Source organism: Mesorhizobium sp. M7D.F.Ca.US.004.03.1.1 (genome assembly GCF_003998635.1).
GTDB lineage: Bacteria > Pseudomonadota > Alphaproteobacteria > Rhizobiales > Rhizobiaceae > Mesorhizobium > Mesorhizobium loti.
Genome location: NZ_RZQG01000055.1, coordinates 1 through 14,849, shown reverse-complemented (window position 1 = coordinate 14,849; position 14,849 = coordinate 1). Strand labels below are relative to the sequence as shown.

Annotated in this window: 9 protein-coding genes; 2 read left to right on the top strand and 7 right to left on the bottom strand. The window is 59.8% G+C overall.

What is annotated here, in order from left to right; translation table 11 throughout:
- Both EN935_RS05975 and EN935_RS05970 read left to right on the top strand, forming a co-directional pair.
- Positions 1 to 240, top strand: a 240-nt coding sequence (locus tag EN935_RS05975) for a thiamine phosphate synthase (RefSeq protein WP_206534499.1), incomplete at its 5' end; no start/stop codon positions are given.
- Positions 231 to 1,046 carry a hydroxymethylpyrimidine/phosphomethylpyrimidine kinase gene (locus EN935_RS05970; protein WP_063169417.1) on the top strand — a complete coding sequence of 272 codons (816 nt, stop codon included), beginning with the start codon at positions 231 to 233 and terminating at the stop codon, positions 1,044 to 1,046. The genes EN935_RS05975 and EN935_RS05970, both read left to right, overlap by 10 nt.
- 905 nt (positions 1,047 to 1,951) lie before the next feature.
- Here EN935_RS05970 and EN935_RS05965 read toward each other — a convergent pair.
- The 7 genes from EN935_RS05965 to EN935_RS05935 all read right to left on the bottom strand — a co-directional run bounded on the left by EN935_RS05965 (position 1,952) and on the right by EN935_RS05935 (position 14,835).
- Positions 1,952 to 2,518 (bottom strand): hypothetical protein, encoded by a 567-nt coding sequence (locus tag EN935_RS05965; RefSeq protein ID WP_063169418.1) that lies wholly within the window; start codon positions 2,516 to 2,518, stop codon positions 1,952 to 1,954.
- A 24-nt stretch (positions 2,519 to 2,542) separates the two neighbouring features.
- Positions 2,543 to 4,516, bottom strand: a complete 1,974-nt coding sequence (locus EN935_RS05960) for a DUF3732 domain-containing protein (protein WP_063169419.1) — start codon at positions 4,514 to 4,516, stop codon at positions 2,543 to 2,545.
- Complete coding sequence (locus EN935_RS05955) at positions 4,517 to 5,029, bottom strand: three component ABC system middle component (RefSeq protein WP_063169420.1); 513 nt, start codon at positions 5,027 to 5,029, stop codon at positions 4,517 to 4,519.
- Positions 5,026 to 6,192 carry an ABC-three component system protein gene (locus EN935_RS05950; RefSeq protein WP_063169421.1) on the bottom strand — a complete coding sequence of 389 codons (1,167 nt, stop codon included), beginning with the start codon at positions 6,190 to 6,192 and terminating at the stop codon, positions 5,026 to 5,028. The genes EN935_RS05955 and EN935_RS05950 overlap by 4 nt, the downstream gene beginning before the upstream one ends.
- Before the next feature lie 323 nt (positions 6,193 to 6,515).
- The gene (locus tag EN935_RS05945) at positions 6,516 to 9,989 is read right to left on the bottom strand and encodes an AAA family ATPase (protein ID WP_063169422.1); all 3,474 of its coding nucleotides are present in this window, start codon (positions 9,987 to 9,989) and stop codon (positions 6,516 to 6,518) included.
- Positions 9,986 to 11,245, bottom strand: coding sequence for a DNA repair exonuclease (locus EN935_RS05940; RefSeq protein WP_063169423.1), 1,260 nt, complete (start codon positions 11,243 to 11,245; stop codon positions 9,986 to 9,988). Before EN935_RS05940 ends, EN935_RS05945 begins: the two co-directional genes overlap by 4 nt.
- A 71-nt stretch (positions 11,246 to 11,316) precedes the next feature.
- Positions 11,317 to 14,835 (bottom strand): DUF3320 domain-containing protein, encoded by a 3,519-nt coding sequence (locus EN935_RS05935; protein ID WP_245488883.1) that lies wholly within the window; start codon positions 14,833 to 14,835, stop codon positions 11,317 to 11,319.
- Between the last annotated feature and the right edge of the window lie 14 nt (positions 14,836 to 14,849).

The window sequence follows — 14,849 nt, the reverse complement described above, 5'->3', positions numbered from 1 at the left end:
TATCCCACCACTTTGAAGAAAATGAAGTGGGCACCGCAAGGGCTAGAGCGGATCAGCGAGTGGAAGCGGCGGGTGGCGCCGATCCCATTGGTCGCCATCGGCGGCCTCAACCCCGACCGCCTCGACGGCGTCTTTGAGGCCGGCGCCAACAGCGCCGCAGTGGTCACGGACATCACGTTGAGCTTCGACCCCGAAGCGCGCACGCGAGAATGGATCGAAAAGACGGACCGATGGCGATGAGACGAGAACCGCATGTGCTTGTCGTTGGCGGATCAGATTCCAGCGGGGGTGCTGGAATAGCACGCGACATCGAGACGATCTCTGCCGTTGGCGTGCGCACCTGTCTCGCCGTCACAGCGCTAACGGTGCAAACGCACGACGCCGTGATCGAAATCCATCATTCGCCACCCAGCATGGTGGCCAATCAGATGTGTGCCGCGCTACAGGCCAACGACGTAGCCACAATCAAGATCGGCATGCTGGCGACTGCCAAGATCATTGTTGCCGTTGCCGCAGTGCTGCGCAAATTTCCGCAAGTGCCGGCAGTACTCGACCCTGTGCTGGCCTCCACCTCAGGCCGCGCACTTCTGGAAGCAGGCGCTATCGCTGCCATGAAGCGCGATTTGATGCCGCTTTGCTGCATTGTCACGCCCAACCTTCCTGAACTGGCGCTCCTTACTGGTTCCGAACCGGCTTCGGATGAGGACGGTGCGCTCCAACAAGGACAAAGACTGCAGGCCGTCGGCCCTCAGGCCCTGCTGATCAAGGGTGGGCACGCGTCGGGTCCCCGATCGGCCGATATTCTGTTACGCTCCGATCATGAACCCATCCACTTCGACACGCCGCGCCTTGCTATATCGATGCGCGGAACAGGTTGCATGCTGGCCAGCGCGATTGCGGCGCATCTGGCGAAGGCGAAGTCGCTCGAAGATAGCGTGCGCGAAGGCAAGCTGTTTGTGTTCGAGAAGCTTCAGAAATGCCGGCTGAATAATCACAACGTTCTGCGTCCAGCCAAGCAGACCCATTTTCCAGAATTTTTCCAGTAGCGAGACTGGAGGGCTACTGCTTCTCTATGCCATCCTTACAACGCGTTGAGTTCCACTGTGCCGTCCAGAATTATCTGTCGTTGTCCAGAATTAAGCCGGGCTTAGAACTGAAACGAACCCGCCGAAAGGTACGAGCGGCCCTCACTCGATAAGGGTTACCAAACCTATTCCTGTGGGCTACCAATCCGCGTGGTGGGTGGCCTTAGGTTACCAATCAGTGTGGCGTCCGGAATTATCTGCCTCTCTCCGGAATTAAGCCGAGATTAGAAGATCGGTGCGGTATTGCGCCCGGTCAAACCGTGTCGATTTGCGGCGTAGCCGACGTGTCTCACGCTTGGCGGCGTCGCACGCTGGTCCCGATTGTCGCCCGAATATCTGCCTACCGGCGACAGTGAATGCGCCAAGCTAGACCTTCGTCGATAGGGCGGCTCCGGTTTACCAATCCTGTCGTCCTAGGTTGACCAATCCGTTGTCGACCGTGAGCGGGTTTACCAATAAGGGCGGCTATATTCTGCGCAAACCCAATCACCTGATGCCAATCCAGAATTAATCGTCATTAAGGGCATTGGTAAACTCAGTCTGAAACCCCACCCTTAGCCAGAAAACTCTCCTGTTTTCAATCGCATAGCCCGCCCGCCAGCAACCGATAATTCGGGACCGGTAAACCCGTGAAAGGCCCAATAATTCCGGACGTCACACCAGTCTGCCCTTTTATGCGACTTTTCGAGCACAGACCGGGAACATCTGACCGTTTCCATTCATCGCCCAAGGCCGGTTTAGCGCTGGAAAAGCCAAAGTGCGGGAGTAAGAATGGCCGCAACGGGGCCGGAAGCCGTCGGTCAGCTTTCGGGGAGTGATCCCGGTAAGTTCGCAACTCATTCGCTTCTTTTCTGCAGTCCCCGCCATTACGAGTTGGCGGTGTCGGTCGCCGAGGGGATCAACGCCATTACTGCGGCTAGTTCGGCCCTCCGGACGAGGAATGGCATGCGCGTCGTCCCATAGTGCTTGGCAAGATGGAAGCGGTGCATGCCTCCTACGATGTGAACTTGGCCTTGGTACTCGCCGAGCAAAGGCGGTGTGACACCGCGGCCATGCAGCCATCGGTAGGCGATCCCACAGCTCTTGCTCTTGTAACGTTGATGCCAAGGACCCTTGTCCCTGCTGGCGGCGTAGGTAAGCCTGCCGCCAACGTCAGTGACATCAGCGTCGATAAGAATGAAATCCGTCGAAGCGTGGTCGCTGGGATCATCGCCGTCGAACGCGAGATAGAAGTTTGCAGGATCGCAGTCCCATATCGCAGTCAGTGCAACCGGAATGTTCTTTCTTCCTTTGCACCAGATGTCGACCTTGCGTTTCTCCTGAGCGCGGGCGACCTCGAAGGCTTCGTCTAGTTTTCCTTCCGCGACATCCATGGCTGTGATGACGTTCAAGCCAAGGGCCGTCAGACGGTTGATCTCGTCCACGTTCGCCATGCCTTCTCCTCTGGCAGCAGATTATTATCCACCGTTGGAAGATGCGGCGGCAATCCAAGCCTGAGGCACGAGGGCCTGTCCACGCCATTCCTCAATCAACTTGACTCCGGGAAGCTTGCCCCAGACGTCCTCATCTGCATGATCCAGCACGATGATCTGGAGGCGACCTTTCGCGGCCATGACCTCAGCGCCTAGGAGCGCAAAGACCTTCCTGACGGCGACCACGTCCTGATCCCTCCACGCGATGAGGTCGGGGCCCTCGTCGCCCGCCGCCCGCTTAGGAAAATAGACTTGGCTAGGTTGGTCGAAGATCAGCTGACCAGGGACTGGGTGATGAGGTTCGGCCAGGAAGTAGTGCTGCAGCGCAAGCATTAGTGCGACGTGATACGCGAGCCAATTGGCGCCGCTGCCAATCTCCCACAGGTAGTCCTCACGCGTTCCCCTAGTCACCTTGACGGTCAGGTCTTCAATCAACAGCCTAATCGGGGCCTCGGGCCACTCCGCGTCAAGCTGCGGAATCAGCCGATTGGCATGATGGGAGACTTGGTGCAACGCGTTGAATAGCTTGCGCTGGATGTCGGCCTCGGAGATCGTCTTTTGCAGCGTTGCAATATCGGCCTGCAGCGAGGTGAGTTCCTGCCGCAAATCCGACGACTGGTCGGCGCGGTCGTAGACGTGCAACGCCTGCTCCAATCGACCGAGGAAGCGCTCAAGCCTATCGAAGCGATTGGCCTCGTCTCGGGCGACGTCAGAGTCCCGTTCCAGCACCGCTATCTCGCTACGGACATCGTTCAACTCAGATAGGACCGCTTCAGCGGCGCCGCGCTGGCGCAGGATTTCCTTGTCAAGCGTGTTAGACATCGCAGGGTGGGTCCGCAGTCGGATCTCCAGACCGCCGAGGTTGTCGCAAAGGGCCAAGACCTTCTCGCGGCCGCCGTCCCCGAGTGCGACCAACGGATCGGCGAACTCGTCGGCCAAGTCCCTCAGCCACGTGGAAAGGTCCAAGCGGTCACGTTGGATGCGCATGGCGTCGCCGTACGCCTCGCTGCTCTCCACCAGACGGCGCAGTTCGTTCAGGCGCTGACGATGCTCGGTAAGTCGCGCGGCGATTTCAGTTTCCGACGCACGAAGGGTTTCCAGACGCGTCAGCACCACATCGATGCCGGCCAGGCTTGGTCGAGCAAGACTTGAGTTGCTGTTCGACACGCGCCGAAGCAGGTCAACAACGTCACTCCAGTCCTTCGGCACTTCAGTGGAGGAATCGACTAGGCCAAGTTCGACTGCCTGACGCAGCCACGCCTCCGCCTCCGCCCGCCAAGCGCCAGTTGCCGACACGATCGCGCGTAGCTCAGCCTCCTTCCGGCGGAGGTTGCGCTGGAGCCGATCGATCTCAAACCGCGCCTGGAGAATCTTTGCCGTGACCGCGCCCAGAACGTACGGGAAGATGGTCTTTAGCTTCTCCCGGTGTTCCGTCGTATCGGCCTTGAAAAACATCACGTCGGGATTGGCGATCACGTTCTGAGGTTGGAACGTGAAGGCCATGAGGTCGCGGAAGCTTGGCCTTTGCTTGAATCCATTCTCTGTACCTGGTTCGAAGTCGAGGTCAGTCAGTCCTGCCAGGCGGTTCATCGCGCGCTTGACCGTGTCGACATTGGTGGTCTTGTCGGTGATCGTCTCCGGAATTTCGACCTGTGCGCCCTCCAGCAGCACCATGTCGCCTGTGCTCTGTTGGTCCCCCGGTTCGCGTCGCGCCAAGAGCTTTTCGCCCTCCAGCGTCTCGATCAGAATGCCGAACCAGCTGCAGTTCTCGCGGATTACGCCCACCGGAATCGCGCATTTCTCCGAGCCCAGACAGTAATCAACAATAGGGATAACGGCGGACTTCCCGGTCTTCGACGCGCCGCTGATGACGTTGACGACACCGGGCTCGAACTTGACGACCCGCGGCGCTGCACCATTGCGGGGCCAAAGGATCAGTTTTCGAAGCTGGAAATACATCTAGAACTCCACCCGTAACAGGTTGGCCACCTGCGCGGTCCCCAGGTTCGAAAACCAGAAACCCAATTTCTCCGAGGCAGGTCCGAGGTGCTTGACGCGCTCTGGAAGGACGAGCCTCCTCGGTTTCGGTTCTGGTACGTTTGCTCTTAAAGTAGCATCCTTGTAATCCACGGACAGCAGCCGCCCGCTCACACCGACAGCGGCCGATTGCAATGTCAGAGTACGCAGCAGCAGCGCTCGCTCGTGGACGGCGAGGAGTTGTTCCCGTTCCTTCCCGAGCTTGGCCGCGAAGAGCGCCAGTCCAGAGGGTCGGTTTGTCGAAGTCACGATTTCGAGCGTTGCGCGATGCAGGACGATTGGCAGCACGAGAAACGCCAAGGCGAACGGCGCTGGACGTTCGTCCTCAGCCTGGAAACCTTGGCCAAATTGCCACAATGCGAAAGCCCCAAGTCCTGGATTCTGGACAAGGGCGAGGTCGCTGAGCGGTAGGTGCGATCGGCCAGCCTCAATCAAGTCGCTGGCTCCAAAAGAGTCTGGTAGTCGGGATGCCAGCCGAGGCGCAGGCCGTGGGCAAGGGCGTTGAATGATCCGTGGACGAAATGACCGGGGACGACTCGACCATCGAGTGGAGGCTGCAACTGCGCGCAGCGCCTGTAAACTATTCTACCACGAACCGTTGCGGGGTGTCCGGCCTGTATGTCGTGCACCTCTGCACTGACGTGCTCATAGCGACCGACAAGATCATCGTCCCAGTCACTTAGGTTCTTCTCAAAGATTAGCCCGCTTTCGCCCCAGATCGAGATGTCGGCGAGCGTCCTAAGGTAATCGCTAACAGCCCGGACGCACGCTTCGTCTCCCACCTCGATCAGCTCGAGTTGGCGGACGAAGGCGGGACGGTCGGCGATCAATTGTTCGATGGCCTCGACAGGCGGTTGCTTGGTGAAAGACGACAGCAGCCCTGGAAGGTTGTTCTTCTGAACAAATGCTCTTTGCTCGGCCTGAAACGCGTCCACGTCCAAGATGGCGGGCTTGCCAGCTCTAATCAGCCTGTCCGCCGCCTCCTTCGCAGCGCCGATCGCGCGTTCGCACACTAGGTCGATGATGAGCGGAGAGACCGTCGGCTTGAAGATCGCGCGTATCGGATCGACGGGATCTGCATCGACGCTGATAACGGCGAGATTCTTGACCAAGGCGGCGCAATGAGCCGCATCAGCGTTCAGGAAAGCTTGGACGTCGGCGTCGCATGCCGGTGCAGCTTTCAGCTTGCTGTGGGCTTTGGCGAGGTTAGCGACCAGCGCCTCCACGTCGGCATCTGTTTTCGCGTCGTTCAGCGCGATCGCGAAGGCACCCGCCTTCACCGGTGTGACATATAGCCGGAAATGGCTGGTCGCCGGGTCGATCTCTCCCGCCGCCATGAAGCTGAGCCAGTTGGCCAGAGACTTCCACAGGTCCGCAGCCCAGTCGGATATCGGATTTTGCTTCAGTGCGCTCTTGCTTTGCTCAAGAACGACTTCGCCGCCGACCAGGTGAACCGCCACATCGTCTAAATGTTCAAGAGAGACCAAGGCGCCGCTAGGCGCGTTGAGCAGGTGAAAGCAAAGGCGTACAGGTTGAAGCGCATAGCCGAGGTATTGGCCAGCGGCGCTGTGTTTTCCCGTTTGCGTCTTCGCGTTCATTGCCCATCCCGTTCTCCCGAGTCGCACCGGAAGAAGCCAGTAACGATATTGGTATAGTTCGCCGTTGTTTACAATTGGCGCCCCGGCGATAGGACGGCTAGGCGCGATACAATTGCTGTTTAGGGCCAGCTCTCGAAGTCCAGATTCGGCAGGACAATGAATTTGCAGGACGTCCATTATGGGCACATCGGGGCCGTCTATGGCTCGGGCGATATGTCCGCTTTTGGACGAACGCGAAGTTTGCCGGAACGTCTGACTTTGGGCGCATACTTGCCGTCAAATTCGGCGTCCTTCACTGGTTCGTTCACGTATTCCGGAGAAAATTACTGTGCGAGTTGATGGATCCTCGTTCCCGGTACGACAGCCTCAGCTATTTCACATAGATGCTTATGGTGCGTCAGGTAGATGACCTGACCTGTGTTTGCCATCGCTCCGAACAGCCTGAAAACCTCCTCCGAGCGAATATGGTCGAACGTCTCCATGATGTCGTCGGCGACGAATGGGACCGAGGGCCGAAATTGCGCGAACTCGTAATAACCGGCGAGTCTTAGGGCAAGGTACAGCTGAAATCGTGCACCCTTTGAAAGCGCTTCGGTGACCTTGGATTGCCCGTCACCCTGCACAGCAATGAGAACCTCACCACCTCTTACAGGCTGGGTTGTCAGCCCCGAATACTGGCCACGCGTCATTAGCTTGAACGCGTCTGATGCGCGCGCCATCATGCCGGAGCGATGGCTCTCACGGTAGATCCGCAAAGCATTGCCAGCCGACATGATGCCAAGCTTCAGCTCTATGTAGCGAACGGCCTTCTCCTCGATTTCCAGCAGGGTTGTGCGCCGTTCAGCATCCAGGCGTGCAACCGCACTATCACCGCCGATGGCGTCCAGCTTGTCGGCCGCGCGCGTCTGCCGGATCAGCTGTTGCTGGATGGTTTCATCGAACAGGCGAAGCCGCTGCTCACCCTCAGCCTTCTCGACCGCGAGGCCGTCGAAATCGATCGCGTCCAGGATCGAGCGGGCCTGCTCGAATCCGTCGACCGCGAGCTCCGCCACTATCCGTTCCTCAAGTTCGGCGACGGTGGTGCGCAAGCCATCGCGCTCACGCAACAGCTCATCGCGTTCGACTACCTCGGGCAGAGTGGCGACACCAAAGACGCCCAGCACCTCGTTCTTGCGGCGTTCGTGTGCCAAAATCTCAGTGTCGAGGATGTCGCGCGCCTCCTTGAGGCGCTTCAGGTCGTTGCCGAGGCTTGCCTTCGTTTCACGTGTCCGCTCGGCACGCTCTAGGCGCTCGGCAAGGCGGATGGCCAACTGCTCCGGGTCGGTATCCTTCGTCGGCTCGTCGGCTTCAACCGCAACGGCGATGACCTCGACCAGAAAATTGGCCCTGTCGGCCTCCATCTTGTCGATACGCAGCTGCAGGTCGTCCCGTTCCTGCAGGCTTCTTGAAAGTTCGGCCAATTGATCGAGCACAGTGCCGACGCCGGATGCGGAGAGCCCGCTTTCGAGCCAAGTTCCCTTGAGTGCTTCGGTAATGCCGGCCAGCCATTCCTCCTCGCGACGCTCCGCCACACCTACTGCAACCCGTCGTGCCGCTAGATCCTCTTCTTTGGAGCTCACCATTCTGAGCGCCTCGGCATACTCGGCGTCCACCTTGCGCTGCCGATCCAGAAACGGCTCCGCGATGGCCATGATTGCTTCGAGGGTGTCGTTGGACTCTGATACAATGCCGACGCTTCCCAGCACTGCTCTCATTTCCAAGCGTATCTGCTCGCCGGCGTCAGCGGCTCGCTCGGCCTTCAAGCGAGCAAGTTCGATCTGCTCCCAGGCAGCGAGCGCATCGCTGCGCGCCTCGATCTGATCCTCGATCCTTTCGATCAGGCGCTCAGACGAAGGTTCCACGGCGTCTCCGAGCAGGTCCCTGGCGGCCGCGCGGATTTCCAACAATTGGGTATCCACATCCTTGCCGAGCTGTGTGCGTTGGATGCCGTTGCGTGACAGGTTGGCCGCGGCCTCGGCCAGCTCGCGCGTAGTTGCCCGGATCTCAGCCAGATCCGCCGCGCCGGCCAGCCGGCCTGCGCTGGCAATGTCATCGCGCGCCAATGCCACGGCGAAGTCGTCAGCGGTGTCACCGGTCAGCGCTGCGCGGTGCGTTGCCCACGCATCATCGCGAACTCGGCGGATGGCGGTAGCCGCTTCATCGTCGACAATGTCGCCCGAGGCACGAAGGGCATCCAATCGTGCGGCGAGCATGGCATGGTTGCCCTCGTATTCAGCAAGGCGTTCGGCAAGTACGGCGGTGTTCCTTGCCAGTTCTGACGCTACCGTCTTCCAGGCGGCAATCTGCCCGGCGCTCGGAACCGCGACGTTGGCGAGAGCGAGGGCATCTCCGTTCCATGGACGCAAGCGCGCGAGCGCCGCCTTCCATCGGATTGTTCCCGCATCTTCCGCCTCGCGAGCCGTCCTAATCTCTGCCTGGTGTCCGCTTGCTCGCGCTTTCGACAAAGCCGAGCCCAGCCTTGCCCTGGCAGGTTCGGGCACCGCCCTTTCCTCGCCGACCCGCTGCCTTGCCACCTGCAGCGCATCGAGTGCCGCCGCGGCTTCGTCGCGAGCGGCACGCATCCCGGTAGCAATCCCGGACCTCTGCTCGACCATGGCGCGAACGACGCCAACGGTGACGGCAGGCAGAAGCAGCGCGCCAGGATCCGCCTCGGAAGATCGGCCCAAGGCGGCAAGGCAGCTCGCCACGCTGTTGTTGAGGATTTGCAGCTCCATCCTGCGAGTGGGCAAGTCAAAGCCAGCCGCGGTATGGCGCACCTTGCTCTCCGCCAGCCCGCGAATGCGTTCGGAAATCGACAGGATCGGTTCGTCCTCGTCGACCGCAGTGACTTTTTCCGCCAGGCGCTCGGTCTCGTCGATGTTTGCGGACAGCCGCGTTCTGAGGCTGGCATCGTCATCGATCAGTTCGGTGACACTTCCCGTCGATGTCCGGGCTGGGGAGGCGATGTCCGGCAGCTGATCCAGCCGGGCAATCTTGCGCCGGATATCCGCCAGCATCGGCGCAGCACGCACGTAACGAGCAAAGGTATCCAGCCTGGCCACCAGCACCGCCCGATCGCTGATGGTTCGGCCGTACTGCTGCGCTGCATCGAGACGTTCGGCCTCCAGGCCCTCGTAGGTTGATGCAAGGGTGTCGATCGCATCCCTGCGCGACTTTACGTCAACAAGGCGCTTCTTCAACAGCGCCAGTTCGGTTCCATGCGCCTGCTTCCGATACAGAGCGTCTGCTTCGGCCTCGAGGGCGTTCAACGTATCACTTGCGTTCCCAAGACCGGCGCTGGCCGTGAACAGAAGCTTGCCGAGGTCGCCCCGCGACTCCAGGATAGATTTTCCGCCGGCTTCCAACGTCTCGTCATCGAGTGAGAACATCGTCGTGTAGGCGTCGCGCGACAGACCGGCGAGATGCGCCGTGATCGCCACCTCGCTTACCGGTTGGCCCGTCGCATTCAATAGCGAATTACTGCGCTGTTTCGTACGCGTGAACGTGTGTTCGGAGCCGGCCAGTTCCAGCACCCCGCCGATGCGCATGGCACTGTACTCGTGCAGGAAGTTGTAGCGGCTCCGTTCCTCGATGCCGAACAGCAAGTCTAGATAGGCCGAAAGCGCAGTCGATTTGCCGGCCTCATTCAGGCCAAACACGATATGCAGATCAGGTCCGGATTCCGGTTTGGGTCCGAAGTCGATCGAACGATCGGTGAACTTTCCATAACGAATGAGGTCAAGGCGCCGCAACCTCATGACGATCCACCGGCCTTAAGGCGGGCAGTCACCAAGTCCGCGCCCTTGGAAAGCACCTGATCGAGGAACTGTTCCAGCCCGGCTTCGTCCGTCCCAGCAAAATCCCGCCCGTCGGCCGGAAGGTCGGCGACCATCTTTTGGACGAACGCCCTCGCCTCAGCGCGGAAGGCCTCCGAGGTGGCATCGGCACGCATTGATTGCTCGAGTTCGAAAATCGGATCAGCAATATCCTCGGCGGTCTCCGTCCGAGGCGGCGCGAGGTCAAGCTCGAGCTTCTCCACCCACGTATGGCCTAGCTGTTCCGCAGCCTGTTCGGCTTCGGCAAGAAGGAGGTCCCTGTCGCGGATCAGCGCCCACATCAGTGGTGACGTTCCTGTCAGGCCAATGCGAGCCACAGCATGACGCGATCGGACGGTTGCCCGCATCTCTTCGAGTGCGAAGCGAACACGCGCGACGGCCTCGGGCCACTCCACCGCTCCGGTAAGGTCGACGCTCACCCGTTCGAACTGCGCAACGCTGGTCAGCCGTTCCTCGATCTCCACCGAACGGTCGTGGCGCACCGTCACCAGGGTGACTGATTTCTCACCGGCCTCGTTGATATCCCTCCCCTGCGGTATTCCCGGCATCACCACGGCACTGGCGCCAGGATGGACTTGGCGAGCATGGATGTGGCCGAGGGCCCAATAGTCGAAACCGTGGGCGTGCAAGTCAGCGATGCTGCAGGGCGCGTAAACGTCGTGACCTGGCGATCCAGCCAGACTGGTATGCATGATGCCTATGTTGACGGCCCCTTCACGAGCCGCCGGATATTTGGTTAACAGGCTGTCCGGCGCCTTAGGGTTCGCAAAGCTCAAACCATGGAATACGACGTCCAGACCGCCGGCTGTCTGCAATACCGACTGAGCACGACCACCAAAGATGGTAACGGTGTCGGGAAATACCAGCTGTTTGGAAATCCGCGACAGGGCGTCATGATTACCGCGGATCTTGAAAACCATGATGCCGGCCTGGTGCAGGCGTGTCATCTGCGCGCCCAAGAACCGCGCTGTCTTCATTGAAGTCTGGTCGCCATCGTATAGGTCGCCAGCAATGACCAACGCGGCCACACGTTCCTCAAGGCAGAGATCCACTATCGAAACGAATGCCTGGCGGCTGGCGTCGCCCACCAGCCCGGCAAGATCGGGATTTCGCATCGCCAGCGAACGAAGCGGCGAGTCGAGATGAATATCGGCCGTGTGTACGAATCGAAATGCCATTCGGCCTCCGCCAGCAAAAGAGGTGTTCCGAGCTTCGACAGAAATTGCAACGAGGGCGCTGCAGCGCCCCGTTACACTTCAGCTAATTTCTCGCTCGCGGATTCGCCGGCCACCAACAAGCCGTCTTGGGACCGTAACACTCCTTTGGCAACCAAATCGGCGACCCCAGCTGAAATCAGCTGCCTTAATTGTGCGCTTGTGGCTTTGAAGCCCAGCATCCTGGCAACGCCTGTGGCGATTTCTTCCTCTGTCGCACCGAGGTTGGATTTCACGACTTCCATAGCGCCTTGGGCGACCTCGTCCTGCGCAATCATTTCGGGCTTGCGCAATCCAGCGGACACGACCCCACTGCGATCCCTGAGACGAACAGGAACACCTGGCTTGAAGCAGAAGTTGCCTCGACGGGCTACTGAACCACCTCTCTGTGCTATGCTTACCCCCCGCTCGATTGCATCCTGAATCCTGCCACCGGCCCGCTGCAGACCCCAGGCGTCCCGAATACGCGAAACTATTTCGTCGACATGGATTGGCGTTTCTGTAGCCACGACCTGCTCGACCAGTCCGGCCATGATTCCGCTGGGCGTCTCGTGGAGTTCGAACGATCCCGGTCGCTTTAGTTCGGCCTCTTCGTAGGCTCGATTGGGTGTCTCGGATCCGTTTGTGCTTTCGAGACCGATTTCCGTCACGTTGCCTCGGTCGACCGTAACAACCTGCACGGCTACAGCTCGATTTCTCTGGACCCCCAATTCGGCCCGCTCATCGAGTTCTTTTCTGGCGGCCTCAATCGCTAGTATGGTTCGCTCCAGCTGCTCACGAGGCCGTTGGAACCAGTCAGCGCTCCAGATGCGATGGATGATCCAACCATGGTCTTCCAGAACCGACTGCCGAAGCCGGTCTCGATCTCTGGCCGAGCGAGATGAGTGATATTCTGCGCCATCGCATTCGATGCCAAGAATATAGCGGCCTGGCCTCTCTGGATCCGCAACTGCGAGGTCGATGAAGAAGCCGGCAATGCCCACTTGAGCATGAACCTGATAACCCATTTCGATCAGCGCGTTGGCTACCTGTTCTACAAAGATTGAATCCATTTCGCGAACCGTGACTTGGGCAAGCGAAATTCGCCCTGTTCTCGCGTAGTGCAAGAAGAGCTTGAAGGCGAAGATGCCTTTCCCTTTGCCACGCTCCAGGTCGATGTCCTCGTCTGTGATGGACGCGAATACTTCGCAGCTGCGCTTGGCGCGGCTTATGAGGACGTTGAGCCGACGCTCGCCGCCTTCCGCGCCAAGAGGGCCGAAACGCATGGCCATGTATCCCTGGGCATTCTTGGCATACCCCACCGAGATCATGATCACGTCGCGCTCATCGCCTTGAACATTTTCGAGGTTCTTGACGAAGAATGGCTCGCTTGGATGAGCGTGAAAGAATTCCTCGGTGTCGGGATTTAGTCGCCGCAGCGCTTCGAGTTCATCCTGGATCGCGCGGCGTTGGCTAACCGAAAATGTTGCAACGCCTAGAGTCTCTTGCGGGTTCACCTTCGCATGACGGATGATCGCCTCCGCTACTGCTCTCGCCTCTACCGGATTGGTTCCTGTGCCGCCGGAATCGAAGACCCCCTCCGGCACATGATGAAACCGCAACCCCATACCTGCCTCTTGGGTATAAGGGCTTGGCACGATGAAAAGCCGGTTCTCGTAGAACTGGCTGTTCGATACTGCGATTAGAGATTGGTGACGGCTACGGTAGTGCCAGCGCAGCATACGCTGCGGCAAGCCGCGGGCCGTGAACAGGCCGAGGATGCTTTCAATGTCGGCGACCTGCGCGCCCTCACCCTCGTCATCTTCAGACTGCGAGCCTGTCATCTTCGCGAAGAATGTCGTGGGTGGCAGTTGGCGTTCGTCGCCAACGACGACCACCTGACTGGCCCTGGCGACCGAGCCAAGTGCGTCCACGGGCTGGATCTGAGACGCCTCGTCCATCACGAGCAGATCGAAGGACATCCGGCCGGGCGACAGGAATTGCGCCACCGAAAGCGGGCTCATCATGAACACTGGCTTCAGCGCCTGGATGGCAGGGCCTGCCTTCTGCATCAATTGCCGGATGGGCATGTGGCCTCGTCTGCGCGCCATCTCAGAACGAAGCAGTCCGACAGGTCCAGCTCCGCCGTCTCTTGAAGGAATTTTCCGGTGATGAGCCGTTACAACTTCGATGGCGCCGGCCTTGATGCGCTGGCGGTCCAGATCTGCGAAGTCACGTACAGCCCTGGAATGCAGTTCCCCGTCGAACCTTGCCAGCTCCGGCTCATCGGTCGCCATCGCCAGAAACATTCGTTCGTAGTAGGCCATATCAAAAACTGATCGAGCCGATCCTGTTGTAATCTGGCCGTTGGCTAGGCCGTCTATCAACTGTCCCAGTCCAGCCTTTCGGGCCGTTTCGGATCGCTCTTCATAGGCAACCCATTTCGAGAGCTGCTCCTGATGATCGAGCCAACCCTGCAGCCGAGAAACGACCTCGCCTATCGCGACGTCCGGAAAATCGACTACTCCAAACAAGGAGGGAGCATCGGCTTTCAAATCCCCTGTAAGCGCCTTCAATTCCCGCGCTGCCGCTTGGGCCGCTTCACGTGCTGAACGTGCCGAGTTTGCGATCTCGATTCTTTCAGGCAACCGCGCAGCCAGATGTCGGATCGAGCCATTTTCTTTCAGCCAAAGCTCGGCTTGCGTGAGAGCGGCCCAATCGGATCCTCGACCGTGCCACGACGAGCCGAATACGAACTTGCCAAGGCTCTCTCCCGCATCGATCCCTTGAGCAAGTGCTTGTAGTCTGCCTAGTCGGCGCAGTAGCTCCACCCGCTCAGTGATTAGATCCGGAACGTCAGTCAGAACCTGTCGTGACGCATCATCGGCTTGAGCTACAGTGCTCGCCTTCGCTTCCATCAGTTGCAGCGAGGCCCGCTCGGCGGAAGCCACGTCGCCTAGCATGGATGACGCGAGGTGCCCGAGATCGTTCCAGAAACCTTCGATAATTGGCCGACCGATTTCGATAACCTTGCGAACGCGCGCTGCACGCGCACCGGCCTCGGAGCGTTCCGCCATCCGGCCGGCGATAATCCGAGGTTCGGGGCCTAGCCCTCGTAGAGTCCGCATCCACTCCACTAGCGCGAGCAGTGGCGCGGAAGCCGATCGCTCCCCACGCCAATCTGCCCCGAAGGCGGAACGGCCAAAAGCGTCGCCTTCGCGGACTCTTGCTGCGGCAGCCTGACCCTTCATCAAAAGGTCGAGGAGACCAACTATCTGCGTCGCAGGCGCGCTAGGGTCGACCACAATAGTCCGCGCAAGTGCTGTGGCGCGACGGTAGTCGCCGTTCAATGCTTTCAATATTCCCGTGTGTGTGGCGAGCGCCTGCCGCGCCGCGGCCACCTCGGTGCTCCACGCCGCGTCAACAACCTTGCCCTGAAGGTCGGCTCTGGCAGCCTCAAGCGTCGCTACGCTGTCGGCAAGGTCGCCTGCCTGCTCAAGTCCGGAGTCCCAAACGGTGGCTGCGAAGGCCTCCGGACTTGCGTCAGGTGCTGCCGCTACTCGCTCGCCGGTCACGGCCAGCCTGAGCA